General features: G+C 60.5%; 21 protein-coding genes and 1 pseudogene. 9 read left to right on the top strand and 13 right to left on the bottom strand.

The features are described from left to right. The first annotated feature begins 10 nt into the window (after positions 1–10). Positions 11–751: a TetR/AcrR family transcriptional regulator gene (locus tag IP85_RS08920; protein ID WP_082347638.1), complete on the top strand. Its 741-nt coding sequence runs from the start codon at positions 11–13 to the stop codon at positions 749–751. A 21-nt stretch (positions 752–772) separates the two neighbouring features. On the opposite strand, the gene IP85_RS08915 is transcribed toward IP85_RS08920, so the two are convergent. From IP85_RS08915 to cyoA, 5 genes are read right to left on the bottom strand one after another with little or no spacing between them, the layout of a single operon-like run. Then, entirely contained in the window at positions 773–1477 is a 705-nt protein-coding gene (locus IP85_RS08915) for an SURF1 family protein (RefSeq protein ID WP_054149324.1), read from the bottom strand. 14 nt (positions 1478–1491) lie between these two features. Then, entirely contained in the window at positions 1492–1890 is a 399-nt protein-coding gene (gene cyoD / locus IP85_RS08910) for a cytochrome o ubiquinol oxidase subunit IV (protein ID WP_054149323.1), read from the bottom strand. Continuing rightward, positions 1890–2510 (bottom strand): cytochrome o ubiquinol oxidase subunit III, encoded by a 621-nt coding sequence (gene cyoC / locus IP85_RS08905; RefSeq protein WP_054149322.1) that lies wholly within the window; start codon positions 2508–2510, stop codon positions 1890–1892. The genes cyoD and cyoC overlap by 1 nt, the downstream gene beginning before the upstream one ends. Then, positions 2507–4519, bottom strand: coding sequence for a cytochrome o ubiquinol oxidase subunit I (cyoB, locus tag IP85_RS08900; RefSeq protein WP_054149321.1), 2013 nt, complete (start codon positions 4517–4519; stop codon positions 2507–2509). The genes cyoC and cyoB overlap by 4 nt, the downstream gene beginning before the upstream one ends. 12 nt (positions 4520–4531) lie before the next feature. After that, a complete protein-coding gene (gene cyoA / locus IP85_RS08895) occupies positions 4532–5737 on the bottom strand; it encodes a ubiquinol oxidase subunit II (RefSeq protein WP_054149320.1) in 1206 nt (401 codons plus the stop codon). Between the two features lie 237 nt (positions 5738–5974). On the opposite strand from cyoA, the gene IP85_RS08890 reads away from it, so the two are divergent. Both IP85_RS08890 and IP85_RS22540 read left to right on the top strand, forming a co-directional pair. Next, positions 5975–7309 carry an MFS transporter gene (locus IP85_RS08890; RefSeq protein WP_054149319.1) on the top strand — a complete coding sequence of 445 codons (1335 nt, stop codon included), beginning with the start codon at positions 5975–5977 and terminating at the stop codon, positions 7307–7309. 248 nt (positions 7310–7557) lie between these two features. Further along, positions 7558–7731: pseudogene (locus tag IP85_RS22540) on the top strand (two-component system response regulator); the annotation flags it as partial. A 420-nt stretch (positions 7732–8151) separates the two neighbouring features. Here IP85_RS22540 and IP85_RS08880 read toward each other — a convergent pair. Together IP85_RS08880 and IP85_RS08875 are read right to left on the bottom strand one after the other, a co-directional pair. Beyond that, positions 8152–8547 (bottom strand): nuclear transport factor 2 family protein, encoded by a 396-nt coding sequence (locus tag IP85_RS08880; protein WP_054149500.1) that lies wholly within the window; start codon positions 8545–8547, stop codon positions 8152–8154. A 30-nt stretch (positions 8548–8577) separates the two neighbouring features. Beyond that, positions 8578–9204 carry a TetR/AcrR family transcriptional regulator gene (locus tag IP85_RS08875; protein ID WP_054149317.1) on the bottom strand — a complete coding sequence of 209 codons (627 nt, stop codon included), beginning with the start codon at positions 9202–9204 and terminating at the stop codon, positions 8578–8580. Between the two features lie 142 nt (positions 9205–9346). Here IP85_RS08875 and IP85_RS08870 point away from each other — a divergent pair, with 142 nt between their 5' ends. The 6 genes from IP85_RS08870 (at position 9347) to IP85_RS08845 (ending at position 15581) form a co-directional block, all read left to right on the top strand. After that, positions 9347–10420 carry a spermidine/putrescine ABC transporter substrate-binding protein gene (locus IP85_RS08870; protein WP_054149316.1) on the top strand — a complete coding sequence of 358 codons (1074 nt, stop codon included), beginning with the start codon at positions 9347–9349 and terminating at the stop codon, positions 10418–10420. A gap of 229 nt (positions 10421–10649) precedes the next feature. Next, positions 10650–11513, top strand: coding sequence for an ABC transporter permease (locus IP85_RS08865; protein ID WP_054149315.1), 864 nt, complete (start codon positions 10650–10652; stop codon positions 11511–11513). A gap of 2 nt (positions 11514–11515) precedes the next feature. Further along, a complete protein-coding gene (locus IP85_RS08860) occupies positions 11516–12304 on the top strand; it encodes an ABC transporter permease (protein WP_054149314.1) in 789 nt (262 codons plus the stop codon). Next, positions 12301–13386, top strand: a complete 1086-nt coding sequence (locus IP85_RS22670; protein WP_054149313.1) for an ABC transporter ATP-binding protein — start codon at positions 12301–12303, stop codon at positions 13384–13386. Before IP85_RS08860 ends, IP85_RS22670 begins: the two co-directional genes overlap by 4 nt. 10 nt (positions 13387–13396) lie before the next feature. After that, complete coding sequence (locus tag IP85_RS08850) at positions 13397–14134, top strand: MBL fold metallo-hydrolase (RefSeq protein WP_054149312.1); 738 nt, start codon at positions 13397–13399, stop codon at positions 14132–14134. A 13-nt stretch (positions 14135–14147) separates the two neighbouring features. Beyond that, entirely contained in the window at positions 14148–15581 is a 1434-nt protein-coding gene (locus IP85_RS08845; RefSeq protein ID WP_054149311.1) for an aldehyde dehydrogenase family protein, read from the top strand. A 64-nt stretch (positions 15582–15645) separates the two neighbouring features. Here the strand turns inward: IP85_RS08845 and IP85_RS08840 are convergent, their stop codons facing one another. From IP85_RS08840 to IP85_RS08815, 6 genes are all read right to left on the bottom strand, one after another. Continuing rightward, positions 15646–16539, bottom strand: a complete 894-nt coding sequence (locus tag IP85_RS08840; RefSeq protein ID WP_054149310.1) for a dihydrodipicolinate synthase family protein — start codon at positions 16537–16539, stop codon at positions 15646–15648. 26 nt (positions 16540–16565) lie between these two features. Next, positions 16566–18185 (bottom strand): ABC transporter ATP-binding protein, encoded by a 1620-nt coding sequence (locus IP85_RS08835; protein WP_054149309.1) that lies wholly within the window; start codon positions 18183–18185, stop codon positions 16566–16568. After that, positions 18178–19095, bottom strand: coding sequence for an ABC transporter permease (locus tag IP85_RS08830; RefSeq protein ID WP_054149308.1), 918 nt, complete (start codon positions 19093–19095; stop codon positions 18178–18180). Before IP85_RS08830 ends, IP85_RS08835 begins: the two co-directional genes overlap by 8 nt. A 9-nt stretch (positions 19096–19104) precedes the next feature. Then, positions 19105–20019 carry an ABC transporter permease gene (locus IP85_RS08825; protein WP_054149307.1) on the bottom strand — a complete coding sequence of 305 codons (915 nt, stop codon included), beginning with the start codon at positions 20017–20019 and terminating at the stop codon, positions 19105–19107. A gap of 79 nt (positions 20020–20098) precedes the next feature. After that, positions 20099–21598 carry an ABC transporter substrate-binding protein gene (locus IP85_RS08820; protein WP_054149306.1) on the bottom strand — a complete coding sequence of 500 codons (1500 nt, stop codon included), beginning with the start codon at positions 21596–21598 and terminating at the stop codon, positions 20099–20101. Between the two features lie 23 nt (positions 21599–21621). Then, positions 21622–22497 carry a DMT family transporter gene (locus tag IP85_RS08815; protein ID WP_054149305.1) on the bottom strand — a complete coding sequence of 292 codons (876 nt, stop codon included), beginning with the start codon at positions 22495–22497 and terminating at the stop codon, positions 21622–21624. Positions 22498–22696: the final 199 nt, after the last annotated feature.

Here is a 22696-nt window from a genome sequence, read left to right as displayed (position 1 = left end):
ATATGCCGGAATGCGGCTAGGCTTGTCAAGCGAACGAATTGAGGGTGGTGTGAAACAGGTTAAGAACGTGCCAGAGCGGAAACGGGGTCGGCCTCGCCGGGGCGCAGAACAGAATGCCGAAGGCCTTCTGGAGGCTGCCATGGAGACCTTTGCGGCAAATGGTTTCGAGCAGACATCACTGCGCGCGATCGCAGCGACCGCAGGTGTCGACGTCGCGCTCATATCCTACCGCTACGGATCAAAAATGGGCCTTTGGCAGGCGATCGTGACCGAAGTGGCGCGCGAAACCGTGGAATTGCTCGAGGCAGCGATTGCCCGGGCCCAAGACCGCCCGCAAGCAGAGCGTGTCGATTTCATCAGTTCCGAAGTCGTGGACGTGATCTGGCGGCGAACACATTTTTCGAGAATTATGTTTTCGGAAATCATTCAAAGCCGGGACGAGGAACGAAAGGATTTCATCGAGGAGGCCTTGGCGAAGCCATTTCTCGAAGTCGTCTATCCTTTCGTGCAGTCAAGCCTTGAGGCGGCGGGGCAGAAGCGTCCGTTCGATATCAAACTGGGCATGATGGCGTCGATCGCGCTTGCGGGACTCTTGAGTTCAACGCGCGAGTTCACCGGCCGCTTCGTGGAGGTGGCGAGACAGGATGAAATGCTGCAATACCAGGTGAAGCAGATCATCAAGAGCATGTGGACCGGCCCCGCTAACAACGCGGTGCCCACCCCTCAAGCAGCTGGAACGAAGGGATCCTGACCAACCGTTGCAAGGGCTCTATCAGCGGTGTGGTTCGCCGGGTCCCGTTGCACGGTAAAGCAGATAGGCAAAGACGGCAGCCAGACCGAACCATGTCATGGCATAGCCGAAATGCTTGTTCGGGAAGGAGACGACGGTCAGCCCGCCAATCGGGAGTGCGTCGCCGCGTGCGTCAGAATCGATGAAATAGGGCGCCACGTCACCTAGCCCGAGCGTACCGGCCATCGCAAAGGTGTCACGCGAGAACCAGCGGCCATTGGCCGGATCATTGTCCCGCAAAAAGGCGCCGCCGGGTTGGGTGAGCCGCAAAAGCCCCGTCACCTCGGGCTCGCCAGCAGGTCGCTGACGATCTGCCGGCGACGTGCGATCATCAGGTACGAAGCCTCTGTTGACGAAGAGCCGCCACCCTTCGAGCGTTTCGAAAGGCGACATGACCCAGAAACCGGACCCGCGGGCCGTAACGGCCTTGACGAGGATATCGTCGCCCGGAAGATAGCGGCCTTGTACCTCGACGCGGCGATATTCCGCGGTGTCGAAGGAGACGGCAGCCCAGTCATTAGGACCGGGCGCAGAGACCGGCGGGGCAAGAAGCCCCGCTTCGACCCGTTCTATGAGTGCCGTTTTCCACTGAAGACGCTGGAGCTGCCAGACGCCCAGCCCGAGGAGCAGGGCGATGGCGAGCGTGCCGAGCCCGATGATCCACCATGGTCGGCCCGCTCGCGTCATGTCACCTCGCTGTCTCAGGAGCCGAAGCCCTGGAAGCTCTCGTGATCCATTGATGGCATCATGTTGGTGTTGAGGTTGTACATGACCCAGACGGAGCCAGCGATCATGATCACCACGACGATGACAGTGAAGATCATCGACAGCATGGTCCAGCCTTCGTCCGACCGGGTGTTCATGTGGAGGAAGTAGACCATGTGGACGAGAACCTGGACGACAGCGAAGGCGATCACGGTCACCGCGGTCAAGACGCGGCTTTCGAAGCCACCGCTCATGACAATTGCAAAGGGAATGATCGTCAGGATCGCGGCTAGCACGAAGCCGGTCAGGTATGACCGGTAGCTGCCATGATCATGACCGGTGCTGTCGTGACCATGGTCGTTGTGGCCATGGGGCTTGATGGAGTGTTGCGACATCAGATCATCCCCAGAAGATAAACGAAGGTGAAGACCCCGATCCAGATGACATCGAGGAAGTGCCAGAACATGCTCAAGCATTCCATGCGTCGGGTGTTGGCAGGGATCAGGCCTTTCTGATTGACCTGGATCATCAGCGTGACAAGCCAGATGCAGCCGAACAGCACGTGCAGGCCGTGCGTGCCGACCAGCGCGAAGAAGGCCGACAGGAAGGCCGAGCGCTGCGGACCAGCGCCGAGCTCGATCAGGTGATGAAACTCGTAGATCTCGAGCGCCAGGAAGGCGAGGCCGAGCAGGAGAGTGATGGCAAGCCAGATCTGCATGCGGGCCTGCCTGCCCTCATACATGGCGAGCATGGCGAAGCCGAAAGTGATCGAGGAGACCAGCAGGAAGCCAGTGTTGATCGCAATCAGGTTCAGCTCGAAGAGTGCCTTGGGGCCGGGACCGGCCGCATAGCTCTGGCCGACCACGGCGAAGACCGCGAAGAGGACTGCAAACATCAGGCAGTCGCTCATCAGGTAAATCCAGAAGCCGAGCCGCGTCGACGCGCCTTCCGGATGGTGATGCGGCTCGGTTTCCCAATAGACGGCAGGCGTATCGGTTTGGGTGACGGTGCTCACGATTGTTGCGCTCCTACGCTTGCCAGTTCGCGCTCACGCGCCTTTTCGACACGCTCGACCTCGTCGACGGGGACGTAATAGTCCCGATCGTAGTTGAAGGTATGGGCGATCGACACGGCGATGATCGCGAGGAAGGACACGGCCGCCAGCCACCAGATGTACCAGACCAGCGCGAAGCCGCAGAGCGTGGCAAGCGCGGAGATCATGACGCCTGAGCCGGTGTAACGCGGCATGTGGATCGGCAGATAGGGTGCCTTCGGGCGTGTCTGGCCAACCTGCTTCATGTCGTGCCAGGCGTCGAGATCGTGGACGACAGGCGTGAAGGCGAAGTTATATGCCGGCGGCGGGGAGGACGTCGCCCATTCGAGCGTGCGACCATCCCATGGGTCGCCGGTGACATCCATGTTGTCCTTCCGGTTCCAGATCGAGACTGCGATCTGGATGAAGAAGGCGGCGATGCCGACAGCGATCAGCACGGCGCCCAGCGCTGCCAGAATGAACCATATCCTGAGATCCGGATCATCAAAGACGCGCATGCGGCGGGTGACCCCCATCAGGCCGAGCACGTAGAGCGGCATGAAGGCGAGCCAGAAGCCGCTGACCCAGCTCCAGAAGGAGACCTTGCCCCAGAAGACATTAAGCTGGAAGCCGAAAGCCTTGGGCCACCAATAGGCGATCGCCGCAAAGCAGCCGAACAACACACCGCCGATGATGACGTTGTGGAAGTGCGCCACCAGGAAGAGCGAGTTGTGCAGGACGAAGTCCGCCGGCGGGACGGCAAGGAGAACGCCGGTCATGCCACCGATGGTGAAGGTCAGCATGAAGGCGACCGTCCACATCATCGGCAGGTCGAAGCGCACCCTGCCCTTATACATGGTGAAGAGCCAGTTGAAGATCTTGGCCCCCGTGGGTACCGAGATGATCATGGTGGTGATGCCGAAGAAGGCGTTCACCGAGGCACCCGAACCCATTGTGAAGAAGTGGTGCAGCCAGACGACATAGCTCAGGATCGTGATGCAGACGGTGGCATAGACCATCGAGCTGTAGCCGAAGAGCCGCTTGCCGGAGAAGGTCGAGGTGATCTCCGAGAAAACTCCGAAGAGCGGCAGGATGAGGATGTAAACTTCCGGGTGACCCCAGATCCAGATGAGGTTGATATACATCATCGGATTGCCGCCGAGATCATTCGTGAAGAAGTTCGTTCCCACGTAGCGATCAAGCGTCAGGAGGATCAGCGTCATCGTCAAAACCGGGAAGGAGGCGACGATGAGGATGTTGGTGCAGAGTGCCGTCCAGGTGAAGACCGGCATGCGCATCAGGGTCATGCCCGGGGCACGCATCTTGACGATGGTGACGAGCAGGTTGATGCCGGACAGCGTCGTTCCAACGCCGGCGATCTGGAGGCCCCAGATATAGTAATCGACCCCGACCCACGGACTGTAGCCGATGCCCGACAGTGGCGGGAAGGCAAGCCAGCCGGTCTGCGCGAACTCACCGACGAAGAGTGAGGCCATGACAAGTACGGCACCGCCGACGGTCATCCAGAAGGAGAAGTTGTTGAGGAAGGGGAACGAGACGTCTCGCGCGCCGATCTGCAGCGGCACGACGTAGTTCATCAGTCCCGTGACGAAGGGCATCGCCACGAAGAAGATCATGATCACGCCGTGAGCGGTGAAGATCTGGTCATAGTGATGGGCGTTAAGATAGCCCTCCGAGCCATTGAAGGCGAGCACCTGCTGAAGGCGCATCATGATGGCGTCGGCGAAGCCTCGCACCAGCATGACCAACGCCAGAATTATATACATGATGCCGATCTTCTTGTGATCGACAGAGGTCAGCCATTCCCGCCAGAGATAGCCCCAAAGGCGGTAATAGGTCAGCGCGCCCACCGTTGCAGCGCCACCGACCGCAACCACAACGAAGGTTGCAAGCACGATCGGGTCCGTCGGGATCGCACTCCAATTGAGGCGACCGAGAAGAAGCGTGGTGGAATGGTCTATCGTAGCCATGCCAAATTCCTGTCAGAGTTGCGGCGCATTGCCGGATGCCTGCCGGACGAGCGTGAGAAAACGTTCGGCCTCACCGCCGAAAGGCGATACCGGCTGCGGCATGTTGTGTCCCATCAGTGGACCCGAAACGACGGGCTGGTCGTTGTAGGAAGCAGGCTTTGCGGCCAGCATCTGCTCCAGCTCTTCCGCCGAGCAGAAGCCGAGAACCTTGAAGGGTTCCCAGCCGAAGACCGGCTCGCGCGTGCCGCGACGTTCATGCTTGTCGTAGATCAGGGCGCTCATGTTGACCGTTCCGGCGAGACCCGTTCCGCCTTGGGCGTCGAGCGCCATCATTTCGGCCATGCAGATCTTGCCGTCTTCGACGCACATGTTGACCACGCGCGGAAATAGCTGCGGATCGACACTGGCAAACGTGATCGGCGTGACGTTCTCGGTGGGACGCTCGAGCTCGAGATACTTCGCCCGGTCCAGCTTGTCGCTGCCCGCGCGCGCTTCCTCGACCCAGGCCTCGAAGGCGGCAGCGTCGGTTGCGTTTGCCTTGAAGCGCATGCCCGAGAAGCCGGCACCCGAGTAATGCGAGGCGAGCCCTTGGAAGGTACCTTCCTTATTGAAAACACCGTGCAGCGTCGTCTGCATGCCGGGCATGGCGTAGATCATACCGGCCATGTGCGGGATGTAGAATGCATTCATCACCGAAGAGGAGGTCAGCGAGAATCGGATCGGCCGATCGACCGGGACCGGAAGTTCGTTCACCGTGGCGACGCCGTATTGCGGGTAGATGAAGAGCCATTTCCAGTCGAGTGCCACGACCTGAACCTCAAGCGGCTCCTGCTGCGGATCGAGCGGCTGCTCCGCAGACACGCGGGCCAGTGGCCTGTAGGGATCGAGAAGATGGGTGCCGACCCATGTCAGCGCTCCAAGGCAGATGATGATCATCAGGGGGATCGCCCAAATGATCAGCTCGAGCTTGGTCGAGTGGGACCAATTCGGCCTGTAGATCGCCTCACTGTTGGATGCGCGGTAGTGCCAGGCGAACCAGCAGGTGAGCGCCATCACCGGAATAATGATGATCAGCATCAGAAGCGTGGAGATGACCAGAAGGTCACGCTGCTGGGCGGCGACGTCGCCGGTGGGAGCAAGGACTTCAGCCTTGCAGGCGGACAGGAAAAGGACCGCCACCACGGCGGCCAATATTTTCGGGAGGCGAAGCTCTTGCATCTCTTACCCTGATACGCTGACGGGTCACAGAGCAGGGGTCCCCCCGAACACCACTCGACGACCATTGACATTCGCCAAGCTAGTTAGTTGGGTTTTGCGGTGCAGCACATACGACAATTTGTCACCTGTCAATTTGGCCGCACCTGCGGCATTTCATTTCAGCATGTTAGACTAAGGCGAAGGCTGTATCCTCCGGTGCGCGCCCGCCCAGTACAATCGAGAAAGTGATCCCGCGACATGGCGAGCATGACCGGTTCTGCACCCCCGGCCGCACAGAACGGCCGCACAACTTCAGACGATGACCATCACGTTTCACCGTCCGATATCGCTGTCGGCGTCATCATCGGGCGCACGTCGGAGTTCTTCGACTTCTTCGTGTTCGCGATCGCGTCCGTCATCGTCTTTCCGGCGCGCATCTTTCCGTTCCTCGATCCGCTGACCGGGACGCTCTGGTCATTCGTGCTGGTGGCTCTCGCCTTCGTGGCACGACCGCTCGGCACTGTGATTTTCACAGCCCTCGACCGCAGACATGGCCGCGTGACCAAGCTGACGGTGGCGCTTTTCCTGCTGGGAACTTCCACTGTCGCCATGGGGCTGGTGCCGTCCTATGAAACCGCCGGATGGTGGGCAATCGCCATGCTGGCGCTCTTGCGCATCGGCCAGGGTCTGGCGCTTGGCGGCACCTGGGATGGCCTTGCACCGCTGCTGGCCATCACTGCGTCGAAGGACAAGCGTGGTTTCTATGCCATGATCCCGCAGCTTGGCGCTGTGGTTGGTCTTGCCGTCGCCGCCGTGCTGTTCGCCTACCTCGTCATGACGCTGTCGGCCGCCGACTTCCTCGACTGGGGCTGGCGTTATCCATTCTTTGTCGCCTTCGCGATCAATGTAGTCGCGCTCTTTGCGCGTCTGCGCATCGTCGACACGCCCGAGTTCAAGGAACTCTTCGAGACGAACGAGCTAACCCCGACGGGATTGCGCGCCACCCTGTCGCAGGACGGACGCACGGTTCTGCTTGGCGTTTTCGTGCCGCTGGCGAGCTTTGCCATGTTCCACATGGTCACGGTCTTCCCGCTTTCGTGGATTTTCCTCTACACGGACGAGGCGCCGGGCACCTTCCTCCTGATCGAAGCGGCCGGTGCTGCCGTCGGCATCCTTGCCATGCTGTTCTCCGGCTGGCTTTCGGACCGTATCGGCCGTGACAGGATCCTCGTGTGGGGGGCCTGGGCCATCGGTGCCTTCGCGCTGACGGCGCCTCTGCTGCTGAACGGCGGCCAGGCCGGTGTCGTCGCCTACATGATGGTTGGTTTCGTAATTCTCGGCTTCAATTTCGCCCAGTCCTCCGGAACCATCGCCTCGCTGTTTGACCGTCGAAATCGCTACACGGCCTCCGCGATGGTCTCGGCACTCTCCTGGATGTTCGGGGCAGGGTTTGCACCTTTGGCAGCACTGTTGCTGTCTACCTGGTTCGGTCTGTTTGCAGCCGGCCTCTACCTTCTGTCGGGGGCCGTCTGCACGCTGATCTCGCTCGCGCTGGCACGGCAGATATCGCTGCAGCCCAAGGGGCATGACTGAGCGAGAACGAATATCGGCCTAGCCTGCGCTTCACCGCCAGCCCCCCGGAATAGACCACTCCGGGGGTTTGTTTTTTGGCCTCGCTGTTCAGTCAAGCCGCCGATCTGCTCTAAAACCAGTTAGCATGGCCGCAGGCTCAAAACTTAGGCCGCAAGCTTGCCAACCTTGCAGCATTGCGTCCTCAATCGCTTAAGAACCACCTCGACCTCACTATCCTTGTGATCCATGACAACGCTGTTCGCGCAGCGATGAGCGAGCACGGTTTGCTGCGCAAGGCAGGTCGTTAGCACGTCACAGCTGCTCTCGAGGGGCAGGGAACTGCCAAGACGGAGCAGACACTGCCGCCAGACGTCATCATCATCGACATCGACAATCCGAACCGTGACATGATGGAGCCTCTCTTTCAGCTCACCCGCTCGGTGAGAGGCCCATGGCCAAGCTGCCGCCGCCATCTTTCGACCTTCAGGGCAAAAGGGGGCTCGTGGCCGGCGGATCAACTCACAGATGGCCGAAGGTTCCGGTGCGCTCGGTCTCGGATCCGTGATTGCGAAGCCATTGCCCATGTCGAGACAACTGAGTGCATCGAGAGCGAGGACGTCCAGAACCTGGTCATCGCGGCGGTGGATCAGTTCGTCTTGCTCAAGGTCTCCTGGATCACAAAGCCTGAGCAGAACCGGCGAGTGACCCGCCCCCAGCCAGGCCGCAATGGGCAATCTGGCTTTTCTTTCGTGTCTCACATTGTAGGAGCGGTACATCACATAAAGAATTCAGATGCAGACCATGCGTTGGCAGCCGATGGCGTCTAGCCAATGAACCGCAAGTAGCCCAGTCACAAACAACAACTACATTGGGAGCGGGGAAAGATGCTCATGAATGGCGAGCCATCGACCGTCCGGCTGGTGGGCAAAGACGATCGTCTCACGCTCGTGGTTCGTCATCGCTTCGCCGCCGATCACGAGATCGGTCTCCACCGCATGGGTGAAGATGGCGACATCGCCGACGATGTGTACGCTGCGGTTCGTTGAGCTGCAGGCCTTGACGCTAAAGCCGTCGCGGGTTTCCCACAGCGCCCATTCCGCCTCATAGGCCGCGCGATCCGCGAGAGTGCGATCGAGATTGTAGAAGATGAAAGTCGCCGACGGCGCGAAGGCATCGAAATAGGCCTTGGTGTCGTGGCGACCGAAGGCTGCCACCAGGGCATCGGCTGCGGAAAGCACTGCGGTCGTATGATCTGTCATCTCTGTCATTTCTTCGGGATTTCGGTGGCGTCAGACGCGCTTGACGCTGCTGATCAACTCGGCGATCGGGCGGTTCTGCTCGGCGACACGGGCCTTGAGCTCTTCAAGCGGCATGCTCTCGTACTTGCAAAACTCGATGAACATCATGTTGAGATTGTTGAAGAAGACCTCTCCGAGCGCCCGCGCGTCGACGCCGGCGATGACTACGCCACGCCGCTGGAGCGTCTCGATCAGCTGAACGACCTGGGCACAGAGGCGCCCGTCAAGTTCCGTATAGCGCTTTGAGAGCGGCGTCTCAGGCTGCTGGATCGCAGATGCCATGGCGGTGCGCCACATCTCCTTGCTGAGATAGACGAGCGAGTGATCGTAATACTGGTTGATCAGGGCACCGAGCGCCTCGATGACGCTGAGTGGCGGGTTCGCGACAATGCGTTCGCCGGCCTCGAGCACTTCGGTCACTTCCATCGAAACCGTGGCGACGAGAACATCGCCCTTGTTCTGATAGTAGTTGTAAAGTGTGCCGACCGAGACCTCTGCCATCTCGGCGATGTCCTCGATGCGCGCACTGTCGTAACCCTGTTCGCGGAACAGGGTGGTGGCCGCTTCCAGGATGCGACGGTTCCTGTCGGCCTTCTGTCGGGCGCGCAATCCGGTCATGGCTAACTCCGTTGGAATCTCCTCAAATTTGAGATTGACTTAAAAAATGAATTCACTCAATCTTTTTCTCAAGGCGCCGAAACGAGCGCTATTCTGATCAACGCGAGGGTCCGCTCGGGGCCTTCGACAAGAGGGTGAACTTATGGAAAAGACCGTACTGGGCGGGCTCTCCCGCCGCCTGCTTCTTGCGACCGTTGCCATCTCCGCCTTGTCCGGCGGGGCTCATGCCCAGGAGGAGCTGAACGCCCTCGTCTGGTGCGACCACACCGACCCGGCACTGATCGAGCCTTTCGAAAAGGCGAACAACGTCAAGGTGAATCTCAAGGAATACGAGGGAACCGGCGCCGGTCTCTCGATCGTCGAGCAGTCGCGCCCGGGCGACTGGGACGTCTTCGTGATCGATGGTGTCGACGTGCCGCGCGCCGTCGAAATGGATCTTCTCGCCGAAATTCCGGCCGACAAGCTGCCGATGGCCGACATTTTTCCGGAAGTCCGCATGGAGGCCAACAACACCAAGGACGGCAAGATCTACGCCGTGACGGAAAAGTTCGGCTACAACACGATTTCCTACGACAAGAGCAAGGTCGATCCGAAGGACATGGAAGACCTGTCGATCTTCTGGTCCGAGAAATACAAGGGCCGCATCGCTCTCTATGACTACTACCTGCCGATGATCGGTCTGACGGGCCTTGCCATAGGCAAGAACACCGCCGACCTGACGGAAGCCGATCTCCCGGCGATCAAGGAAAAACTTTTCGAGATGAAGAAGGTCTCGCGCCAGGTGAGCGATGTCGTGGCCTCGCAGACGGCGCTCGTCAGCGGCGAAGTCGACATCATCCTCGGCGGCGGCGAATGGGTGACCGCAGGTCTCACCGCCGAGAAGCCGGACCTCGACTGGACCGTCCCGAAGCAGGGCGCCCTGCGCTGGGCGCAGTCGATCGGCGTGTTCAAGGATTCAACCAAGCAGGATCTGGCCATCAAGTTCGTGCAGTACATCCTGAGCCCCGAAGGCCAGGCCCGTCTTGCCACCTCGTCCTGCTACTGGGGCATGCCGGCAAACGCGAAGGCCGGCGAGCAGCTCACCGACCAGCAGAAGACGGCGCTCCGTTGGGACAAGCAGCCCGAATACCTGAAGAACACCCAGCTATATCCGATGGCCAATGCCGATCTCGACGCGGCCATGCAGGACGTCTGGACCGAAATGCTGCAGCAGTAGGCGCTGCCCATAAAGGGCGCGGGAGGTGTCTTCCGTCCGCGCCCCAAGCCTTCCCTCACGTTGTTATTTCTTGACGAGCATCGCGGCCCGGGCGGGTCACATGCTCGGGTGAAGAACTGCGCGCATTCGGCAGAATTGAGCCCTGAAGTTTGTCGCTGCCTTTGAGATCGGCCATCATGAAAACCCGCCAGCCGAGGCGATTGCCCTGAAAGAACGGAGTGTCCCGTCGATGACCGCCACCGCGCTCGAGCGCAGAGAACGCCGCAAGGCCTGGGGATTCGCGCTGCCGGCAGTCCTCTGGACCGTGGCCTTCTTTCTCGTGCCCTTCCTCTACATGGCGGCAATCAGCTTCTGGAAGCGCGAGGGCCGCGAGATCGTCGCCGTCTGGGCGCTCGACAATTACGCGGCCTTCTTTGGCAAGCCGCATCTTCTCAAAGCGCTGTTCAATTCGCTCGAAGTGACGCTCACCGTCACGGTCATTTCGATCCTGCTTGCCTATCCGCTGGCCTGGATCATCGCCGAACGCGTGCCACGCCGCTGGCAGCGCTTTGCGCTGATCATGGCGATCCTGCCGTTTTGGACCTCCTATGTGGTGCGCTCCTATTCCTGGCTGTTGGTGCTGTCCAAGGGCGGTGTCGTCAACCAGGCCCTGATGTGGACCGGCCTGATCGCCGAGCCGCTCGAACTGTCAGCAACGCGGACCGGCACGGTGATTGGATTCGTGCATTTCTTCGTCATGCTGCTGACGCTAACGATCTATGCCAATCTCGTTCAGCTCTCGCCGAACTACCGCCGTGCAGCAGCCGATCTCGGCGCAAACGGCTTTCAGACCTTCTGGCACGTGATCCTGCCACTGACGCTTCCCGGCATCATGGTCGGTGCCTTCCTCACCTTCGTGCTGTGCATCGGCGACTACATCACCCCGCAGATCCTCGGCGGCAACAATGAGCTCGTATTGCCGCAGGTGATCATGCTGCAGCTCGGCCGCCGCGCGGATTTCCCCATGGCAGCCGCCCTGTCGCTGGTGTTGATGGTGGTCGTGACGATCGCCTATCTCGCCTGCGCCCGCTGGCTGAAGATGGAGAGGACGTGACCATGCGACATCTCAACATGGCACTTGCGATCCTTTATGCCGGCGGGCTCTATCTCTTCATCTTCCTGCCGGTCGCCGTTCTCGTGATCTTCTCCTTCCAGGACGGCACGCTACCCGTGCCACCCCTGCATGGCCTGACCTGGAAGTGGTATGGCGAGATCTTCGCCGATAAAAAGCTGATGGCAGCGCTCTTTAACTCGCTCGTCGTTGCCATCGTATCGTCTGCAATCTCCTGCCTGCTCGGTTTCCTCGCAGCCTATGCCTTTGCCCGCTACAAGCTTCCCGCATCCGGCCTGCAGCGCGCCCTGATCGTCGCGCCGATGACGGTCAGCACACTGATCATCGGGCTCGGCCTGCTGTCGATGCTGTCCAGGCTCAATGTTTCGCTGTCGCTATGGACCGTCGGCATCGGTCATGTCGTGATCAACCTGCCGCTGTGCTTTGCGATCATCTACGCCTCCATGGGCGGCCACCAGGTCAACATCGAACGCGCCGCTCGCGATCTTGGGGCCCGGGACTGGCAAGTCATGACGCTCGTCACGGCGCCGATGCTGATGCCGTCCATCCTTGCCGCCTTCTTCCTGTCGGTCACCTTCAGCTGGGACGAATTCATCATCTCTTTCCTGCTGTCGCGCTTCGACGTCACGCTGCCGGTCGAGATCTGGAGCATGCTGCGCTCCGGCCTTGACCCCAAGACCAATGCCATCGGCAGCGTCGTCTTCCTCATCTCCGTCGCGTTCCTCATCGTGATGGAACTCGCCGTTTTCAGAAAATCCGGAAAATCCCAATGACTGCAGACGTCTCGATCCGAAACGCCACGAAAGTCTTCGGTGCCTTCCGCGCGCTCGACGATGTCTCGCTGGAAATTGCCGCCGGCGAGTTCATCGTGCTTCTCGGCCCCTCTGGCTGCGGCAAGACGACCCTGCTCTCGATCCTAGGTGGCTTTATCGAGCCGAGCGCTGGCACGATCGCCATCGGCGGTAAGGACATGACGCATGTTGAGCCGGCAAAACGACCAACCACGACCATGTTCCAGGACTACGCGCTGTTTCCGCACATGAAGCTCATCGACAATGTCGGCTTCGGTTTGCGCATGCGCGGTATGGGAAAGGCCGAGCGCAGTGAAAAGGCGCTCGCCATGCTAGATCTCGTGGGGCTCAAGGCCTCCGCATCGAAGAAGCCGCACGAGCTTTCCGGCGGCCAGCGTCAGCGTGTGGCGCTTGCCCGCGCACTTGCCGTCGATCCTGATGTGCTGCTGCTCGACGAACCGCTCGGGGCACTGGATCTGAAGCTTCGTCGTCAGATGCAGGACGAGTTGAAAGCCATACAGAAGCGTATCGGCACCACCTTCATCCATGTCACCCACGATCAGGAAGAGGCCATGGCGATTGCCGACCGGATCGTGGTGATGAACCACGGCCGGATCGAGGATGTCGGCAGACCCTCGGAAATCTACATGCGGCCGCGCTCGCTGTTTGCCGCAGGCTTCATGGGCGAGGCGAACTTCCTGCCCGGTCGGGTGATCTCGATTACGGAAGGCGAAGCGCAGGTGGAAACGGCGCTCGGCTCAGCCATCATTCCCATCACGGCTTTCACCGGGGGCACGCCTTCGCCAGAGCAAAAGATCACCTTGTGCATTCGCCCCGAACATTTCCGGTCCGCCGGCGAGGAGGGCGCAATGGTTGCGCTCGGCCATGCGCGGATCACCGACAGCGCATTCTTCGGAGCGCACCACCGATGCCACCTTCAGCCCCAAGGCCATTCCGAGATCGTGATAACCGCCCATCTGCCGCAAACCGCACACCCGCAGCCGGGCGATGAACTCGAGTTGACGGTGAAGGCAGATACCATCGTTGCTCTGGTCGAAGCGTAGGAGACACGTGATGAAACCGCGCATCCGCCCCGAGGACTGGTACAGCGTCCGCCGTCTCGACGACGATGTGAGCTATATCTGCGAGCCGCATATCCAGGAATTCTATCGCTGCAACATCTGGCATGTGCGCGGGCGCGATCGCGACATGCTTGTTGACAGTGGCATGGGCGTTGTTTCGCTTCGCGAATGGGTACCGCTTGTCACGGAGCGTGAGCTGATCGCGGTGGCAAGCCACACCCATTTCGATCACATCGGCTGCCACCACGAGTTCGAATGCCGTGCGGTCCATTCGGCAGAGGCAGATCTGCTCGCTGATCCGACACGCGAGAACACGCTGGCCGACCCCTATGTTACCGACGACATTTTCGACGCCCTGCCGCCCGAGCCCTATTGCTCGAAGTGTTATGCGGTGAAGCGGGCGCCGGCGACGCGCCTACTGGAGGACGGCGACATGGTCGACCTCGGCGATCGGCAATTCGAGATCATTCACACTCCCGGCCATTCCCCCGGGGGCATCGCGCTCTACGAGAAGGCGACGGAAATCCTGTTTTCCGGCGACATTCTCTACGACGGTCCGCTGATCGAGGACACCTACCACTCGAACGCCAATGACTATCACGCTTCGATGGAGCGCCTGCTGCGGCTGAAGGTGCGTCTGGTGCATGGCGGCCATTTTCCAAGCTTCAGCGGCGAACGATATCGGGAGCTGATCACCGGTTGGCTCGACGCAAAACACAAGACAATCTGACGGGGAGGCTAGCATGCTCGACAAGCGCAAGTTCTACATCAACGGCGAGTGGGTCGACCCGATCGCGCCTCACGACCTTGAGGTCATCAATCCCGCGACCGAAAAGCCGATCGCCGTGATCTCGATGGGGACGACCGCCGATATCGACCGCGCGGTTGCCGCTGCCAAGACCGCATTTCAGAGCTACAGCCGCACCAGCCTCGATGAACGCATTGCACTTCTCGAAAAGCTGCTTGAGATCTACACCCGCCGCTACGACGAGATGGCACGGACGATCACGCTCGAACTCGGCGCCCCGATCACCATGAGCACCGACCAGCAGGCGCATGTCGGCGTCGGCCATCTCGAAGGTTTCATCGAGGCCCTGAAGCGCATCAAATTGCGCGAAGAACTGCCGAACGGCGACATCGTGCTGCGCGAACCGATCGGCGTCTGTGGCCTCATCACCCCCTGGAACTGGCCGATCAACCAGATCGCCCTGAAGGTCGTTCCGGCACTGGCGACAGGCTCGACCTGCGTTCTGAAACCCTCCGAGTTCACGCCTCTCAACGCCCTGCTCTACGCCGAGATGGTACACGAAGCGGGCTTCCCGGCCGGGACGTTCAACCTTGTGAATGGCGATGGCGCCAATGTCGGTGCAGCGCTCTCGAAACACCGGGATATCGATATGATGTCCTTTACTGGCTCGACCCGCGCCGGCACAGCCGTCAGCAAGGATGCCGCCGATACCGTGAAGCGCGTAACCCTGGAGCTCGGCGGCAAGTCGCCCAACATCGTCTTCGAGGATGCGGATCTCGAAGAGCGCATTACCGGCAGCGTGCTCGAATGCTTCAACAATTCGGGCCAGTCCTGCGATGCTCCGACGCGCCTGCTGATCCAGCGTTCCGTTTACGATCAGGCGGTAGAAATCGCCCAGCGCGTGGGAAGCGAGGTCAGCGTCGGCAATCCGGAAGAAGCCGGCGAACATATCGGCCCGCTGGTCAGCGACATCCAGTATGGCCGCGTCCAGACCCTGATCGAGGCAGGCATCGCTGAAGGCGCCGAGCTTCTCGTCGGAGGCCCGGGCAAGCCCGAAGGTTTCGAGACAGGCTACTACGTCAAGCCAACCATCTTTGCCGGCGTCAACAACCAGATGCGCATCGCCCGCGATGAGGTCTTCGGTCCGGTGCTGGCGATCATTCCCTTCGACACTGAGGAGGAAGCGATCGAGATTGCCAACGACACCAATTACGGTCTGGCCGCCTATATCCAGTCCGGTGATCTCGACCGCGCCGAACGTGTTGCAGCGCGCCTTCGCGCCGGCATGGTGCATATCAATGGCGCGCCACATCGCTATGGCAGCCCGTTCGGCGGCTACAAGCAGTCGGGCAATGGCCGTGAGGGTGGTATGTTCGGTCTTGAAGACTTCCTCGAGATTAAGACCGTGCATCGGCCTAGCGCGGCCTGAGGATCAAATCCTTACCGACCGCGGATACCATCAAGGCCGCGGTCGCCAAGGTACCTAACGTGCTCTAGTGGGACTGGACCGAGAGACCAAATCGCCGAAGAATATCCGCGATCTTTCCGTCCTGCTCCGGATCCGGCAAGAGTGCCGGTTGGCGGCTGGCGCCGACCGAACTGTCCTGGAGGAAGAGCGCCCGCTTGACCATGGCAGGCGCAAAGCCCAGCGCATAGAGATCGGTGCGGAAGGCCGTGAAGACGGCCTGCTGCCGCTCGGCTTCCGCGATGTCGCCGATGTTGTAGCCCTTGAGGATACCGGCGAGCACATCCGGCAGCGCATTGCCGAGACCGGAAATGCAGCCGGCAGCGCCATTCTGCAACGCCCAGAGCACGAGATGGTCAGGCCCGGAATAGACATCGAAGCCAGGCATGTCGCGGGACACCGCAAGATAGGCTTCCAGCGTCTCCTTGGCGCCGCCCGAATCCTTGATGCCAGCGATGTTGCCGTGGGTTGCGAGCTTGCGCGCGGTCTCCGGTTCAATGTGGTTCTGGGTGCGGGCCGGGATATCGTAGAGATAGGTCGGCGTCTTCACCGCATCCGCAACCGTCGAGAAGTGCCGGATGAGACCGTCCTGAGTGCAGGCGATGAAGAAGGGGGTGATGACGGCAATTGCCGTTACGCCGATCCGGTCGAATTCCTTCGCCAGCTTGATCGTCTCGAAGGTCGCCGGCATTCCGGCATTAACGATCACGTCGACCTTACCGCCGACTTCATCGACCACGGCTTCGGCGAGCTTTACCTTTTCCTCGAAGGTGAGTGCGGTGAAATCGCCATTAGTGCCGGCGCACATGATGTTGTTGCCCGCAGCCACCTGGCGGCGCACCTGAGCTCGGGTGGCTTCGTAATTGATCGTCTCGTCCTCGTTGAAGCAGGTGACGAGCGCGACGAAGGCCTTTTTCGACATGACGATGTTCTCCGGAATTTTCTAACTTACGAGGCGCGGCTTAGACGTGCGGCACGGTTCTGTGCCTGCACGTCGGGATCGGGATCAAGCCCGGCGGCGAGCAGCGCCCGGGTATAGGCTTCCTTGGGCGTCTCGAAGATCTCTCTGACCGTGCCGAGTTCCACGACCTCACCTTTCTGCATGACCATCACATGGTCGGCGAAATCTCGCACGACCGGCAGGTCATGGGCGATGAAGATGAAGGCGATGCCCATCTGCTTTCTCAACCCGTCGAGAAGCGCGATGACCTGGGCCTGGACCGAGACATCGAGCGCCGATACGGCCTCGTCGCAGATGATCAATTGCGGTTCGAGCGCGAGAGCGCGGGCGATCGCGATGCGTTGGCGCTGGCCGCCGGAAAACTGGTGCGGATAGCGACCCATATGCTCGGGTCCGAGCCCGACCTGGGTCAACAGTTCGGCCACCCGCTCCCGCCACTTCGCTTTGGGCAGGATATCGGGATGGATGACCCAGGCTTCCGAGATCAGCTGGTAAACGGTCATGCGCGGATTGAGCGACTGTGTCGGATCCTGGAAGACCATCTGCAGATCGCGACGCAGCTTGTAGAGTTCGGCGGGCGACAGCTGGAAAAGGTCCCTGCCCTTCCACAGCGCCGACCCGGAATCCGGCTCGTCGAGCCGCAACAGGATGCGGGCGAGCGTCGATTTTCCCGAACCGCTTTCGCCGACAACTGCCAGCGTCTCACCGGCCAGCAGGTCGAAGGAGACGCCCTTCAAGGCAGCAAATGCGCCATAGTTCTTGCGCACGTCTCGCACGCTCAGCACGGGTTCGGCACCCTTCAGCGGCTGATGCATTTCGCCTTTGCCCGGCGCTGCCGCGATCAGCTTCTTCGTATAGGGATGCTGCGGATTCTTGTAGACCTCGCGCACCGTGCCAGCCTCGACCAACACGCCCTTTTCCATCACCACCACCCGATCCGCAATCTCGGCCACGACGCCGAGATCATGCGTGATGATGAGAACGGCCATACCGGTCTCGCGCTGCAACTCCTTGAGAAGCGCCAACACCTCGGCCTGCACGGTGACATCAAGCGCGGTCGTCGGCTCGTCCGCGATCAGGAGATCGGGACGTAAGGCCAGCGCCATGGCGATCATCACACGCTGGCGCTGACCGCCGGAAAACTCGTGCGGATATTTGTCGAGGGCGTGTTCGGGATCGGGAATGCCGACACGACCGAGAAGGCGAAGGGCCTCTGCCTGGGCTTTCGTGCTGTCCGTGCCATGCGTGGTGAGCGCCTCGCGGATCTGCCAGCCGACGGTATAGACCGGATTGAGATGGCTGAGCGGATCCTGGAAGATCATCGCGATCTTGCGACCGTTGATTTCGCGTCGCTGCGACAGCGGCATCGTCAGGAGATCGACACCGTCGAGCAGGATTTCACCCGAGGAGATGCGACCAGGCGGCATGTCGATCAGGTTCATGATCGCCGAAGACGACACCGACTTGCCCGACCCGCTTTCGCCGAGGATCGCGAGCGTCTCGCCACGGTCGAGATGGTAGGACATGTCGCGCACGGCTTTCACGACGCCGACTGCCGTGTGGAACTCGACCGAGAGGTTGCGGACTTCGAGAAGATGGTCAGCCATTCTTGGCTCCTTTCATTTCCAGACGCCAGCGCTGCACCGGATCAAGCGCGATCCGTAGCCAGTTGGAGAGCAGGTTGAGCGACATCGTCGTCAGGATGATCGCGAGCCCTGGCCAGAAGGAGAGCCACCAGGCATTGGTGAGGTATTGTCGCCCCTGGCTGATCATCAGGCCCCAGGTGATCTCCGGCGGCTGAATGCCGATGCCGAGGAACGACAGCGCGCTTTCGGCCAGCATGACATAGGCAAAGTCGAGGGTGGCGAGCGTGGTTAAAGTGGGCAAGACCACCGGCAGGATATGCCGGAACAGGATGCGCTTGCTCGACGCGCCCATGACCCGCGCCGCCTGCACGAACATGCGTTCGCGGATCTCGAGCACTTCGGCCCGCGTGGTGCGCAGATAGACCGGGATGCGGGTGATCGCGAGCACCATCATCAGGTTCAGGATCGAGGACCCGAGAATGTAAAGCACGATGACCGCAATCAGCAGCGATGGAAAGGACATGATAACATCCGCGAGCCGCATGATGACCTGGCTGGCGCGCGGTGAGGAAAAGCCGGCGATGAGGCCAAGAACCGTTCCAATGACAGCCGAGATCAGCACGGCACCGGCCGCGACCATCACGGTGTTCTGGGTAGCGACAATGATGCGAGCCAGCAGCGGCCGGCCGAGCGCATCCGCGCCCATCCACCAGACCCATGCTCTCTCGAAATCAAAGGGCGCTGCATTGCGACCGCGCAGGTTTTGCTTGGTGGCGAGGTCGCCCAGCCAGCTTGGGCCGATTATGGCCATCAGGAGAATGATGAGCAGAAAGATCGCGGCGCAAAGCGCAAACTTGTCAGCCAGCAGCATGCGGAACATGCGCTTGAGGAACGGCGGTTCGTCGATGATGGCGGTTGCTTCGATGGACATGCCTTCTCCTCAATTCCGGATGCGGGGATCGAGAAGCGCATAGGCAAGATCGATCAGCAGGTTCATGAGGAAGATGGCGAGCGCCGTGACGAGGATCGCGGCCAGCACGACATTGAAGTCGCGCTGCAAGATGGAATCGATCATCAACTTGCCCACGCCCGGAAAGCCGAAGATGGTTTCGATGATGACGGCACCGTTGAGCAGGCTCGCAGCCTGATCGCCGATCACGGTGATGACCGGCAACATGGCGTTGCGCAGCGCGTGGATGAAGATGATCGGGGTCGACTTCACACCCTTGGCCCGCGCGGTTTTGACATAGGCCGATGAGAGCGCCGATATCATCGAGCCCCGCACGACCTGCACGATGATGCCGAAAGGCCGGACGAAGAGCACGCCGATTGGCAGGATCCAATGCCAGACTGACCCAGTCCCCGACGTCGGCAGCCAGGAGAGGTTCACCGCAAAGATGACGATCGCGACGATGGCCAGCCAGAAATCCGGGACGGAGGCTCCCACCAGCGAGACGATGGACGAGAAACGGTCGAAAAAGCCGCCGGCCCGGAAGGCGGCGAGTGAGCCGACAACGATGGCGGCAGCGGTCACCAAGCTCATGGTGATGACGGCGAGCCATAGCGTCCAGACGAAAGCTTCGAGGACCACGTCGAGCGCCGGCCGCGCCTTGCGCAGGGATTCGCCGAGATCACCCGTCACGACATCGCCGACATAGCGGCCAAACTGGACCAGCAAGGGATCGTTGAGGCCATGCAATTCCCGGAACTGATTCTTCATCTCCTCGGAGGCTTCGACCGGCAGGAACAGGGCTGCCGGATCACCTGTCAGGCGAGAAAGGAAGAAGACCATGACCACAAGTCCGACCAACGAGATCAAACTGGCCACGGCGCGTTTTCGGATGAAGCTCAGCATGGCGTCCTCTAAGAAAACGGTGCGGCGGGATCATCCCGCCGCATGTCTTGCATTGGTACGGGCGGCGCCCGCCAGACGGTTACTTGATCTTGATCTCGGAGAGCTGGAGCATGGAATTCGTCGCCATTGTCGGCTTGAAGTCCAGACGCTCGGAGACACGCGAGAAACCGACCATGTGGAAGAGAAGCACATCGGCGACCACTTCGTCATGCAGATAGGCGATCGCTTCCGACCAGAGCTTTGCACGATCATCGCCGACAGCAGCCGATGCACGCTGGATCAGGTCGTCGACCTTCGGATCGGAGAAGCCGGACTGCGTACCTTCCGTTGCATATTTGAAGAACATCGAGAAGGACGGATCCCCCTTCGAGTTGTCGTGCATGGCAGCGACCAGCTGCGGACCACGGCCCTCTGCGAACGGCTTCGAGTAATACTGCTCGTGTTCGGCGACCTCAACAAACTTCAGCTCGATCTTGAGGCCGACTTCCTGCATCTGCTGCTGGATCGCCTCCATGATCTCGGTGACGTTCGGGAAGTTGGCCGAACGGGCAATGATGGTGATCGGTGTATCGACCTTCACGCCATCCGCCTTTGCCTCTTCGATCAGCTTCTTGGCTGCCTCTGGATCATAGGACGGCACCTTGACGTCTGGATTCCAGCCGAGTGTCGGTGGCGGCACGATTGCGGTGGCGAGCAGTGCGCTCTCCGGCAGCAGCGTGCCGAGGAAGGCCTCGCGATCGACTGCAAGGTTCAGCGCCCGGCGAATGCGGACATCGTTCAGCGGCTCGATGTTGTGATCGACACGCAGATAGACGGTTTCGCTGTCCAGATAGGAGAAGTCGGTCGCCGGGTTGGTGGCTTCGACCAGGGAAATGGACGGAGAGAGATCGGCTTCACCTGCCTGAACCATGGCCGCACGGACCGCTGGGTCAGCGCGGAACAGATAGGTTGCTTCCGTCACCTCGGGCTTCGCACCCCAGTAGTCGTCGCGACCCGTCAGAACGATCTGCTGGCCAGGGGTCCAGTTGGTGAGCTTGTAGGGACCTGTCCCGACCGGCTCGCGAACAAATTCCAGCGGTGTTTCTTCCGGAACGATCGTGACCAGAGTGAGGAGCAGCGGCAGAATCGGCTGGACCGGGTCGGCCTTGAAATCAACCGTGTAGTCGTCGACGACGGTCGGCGTGACCGTCATGCCGCCGAAGTAACGACGGGATTCGCAGGTGTTCTTGTCGCTCATGATGCGGTCAAAGCTATGCTTGACGTCCTTGGCATCGAAGGCGGTGCCGTCGGAGAACTTGACCCCCTGACGCAGATGGAAGCGCCAGCTGCCGTCGGTATTCTGCTCCCACTTCTCGGCGAGGCGCGGCTGAACACCAGCACCGCCGCGCACATCGAGTTCGGTCAGCGTTTCGCTGACATTCTCCATGATAATACGACCGATATTCGAGCGCGTCGCCATGCAGGGTTCGAGAAGATCAGCCTCTTCGGCCAGCACGACCTTGATCGGGCCGGAACCGGCATAGGCTGGTGACAGGGACGTGCCCATGGCGAGGGCACAAAGCAATGCAGTCTTTCTCATTTTCATTCTCCTCCCAGATGAATTCAGTTTGAAGCTTTCACGCCTCGCGAGCGCGCAGCCATGAGAGCCGCGAGGCAGATCAGAACAGCGCCGACCACGGTGGTCAGGCCGATGGTTTCGTTGAACAGGGCAAAACCGCCGACGGCCACGAGGGGCAACCGCAGGAAATCGACCGGCGCGACAACGCTTGCGGGGGCAAGCGACATGGCATGCGTCATCAACCCCATGCAGCTGGTGCCAACAACGCCCTGAAGGGCCAGCAGCGCCAGCTCCCGGTTTCCCGGCATGGCGAAGAAGGGTACGGCGAGCGCGAGCGAAATCGGCACGGTCAAAAGAAGGTTCCAGACCACCAGGGTCGAGGTCGTGTCACCGCGCGACATCGATTTCAGGATCAGCTGGATTGCGGCTTGCAGAAACGCACCCGCCAAAGCGAGCCCGACTGCGAGCGTGAAGCCCGAAGGTGATGGCCCGACGATGACCATGGCGCCGGAAAAGCCGACCACGACGGCAAAGAGCATCGAAAGGCCGGGTAGCTCCCCCAGAAGGACTGTTGCGCCAAGCACGACGAAGATCGGGGACATGAAGGCAATGGCCGTGACGTCCGCAAGCGGCCCCATGCTGAAGGCAGCAAAGAAGGCGACCATTGCCAAAAGCTTGAAAAGCGCCCTGATGGCGTGCTGCCCGAGCGTATGCGTTGATTGCAGCACCTTTGGCCGCAGAACGACGAAAGGCAGGAGCACGGCGGCACCGAACAAGGCGCGGAAAAAGGCAATCACGAAGGGATGCACGGCACCATCCAGAGCACGCACGATGACGGCATCGGATGCAGCCAAGACCGCCGCTCCGACTGCAAAGAGCACTGCAGCGGGAACCCGCTCGCCTTTCCCTTCTGCACGCATACCGTCCTCCCGAACCGACCTCCACGTCGGCATGCTCAAAACATCCAACTTCCGGCCATCTTTGTCAAATGATTTCCCGATGTAAAATTCACCGGCTCCAAATCTCAGAATTTATGTCAACGATTACAATGCTATAATGGACGTACGAAACCTGTATCCGCCATTTTACAACATAAACAAACTTGACAACTTTGGAAAA

Origin of the sequence: Rhizobium sp. AAP116 (assembly GCF_001295785.1) — a bacterium.
Taxonomy (GTDB): domain Bacteria; phylum Pseudomonadota; class Alphaproteobacteria; order Rhizobiales; family Rhizobiaceae; genus Allorhizobium.
Note: the sequence above shows the minus strand (reverse complement) of the source record. Positions and strands in the feature narration are given on the sequence as shown.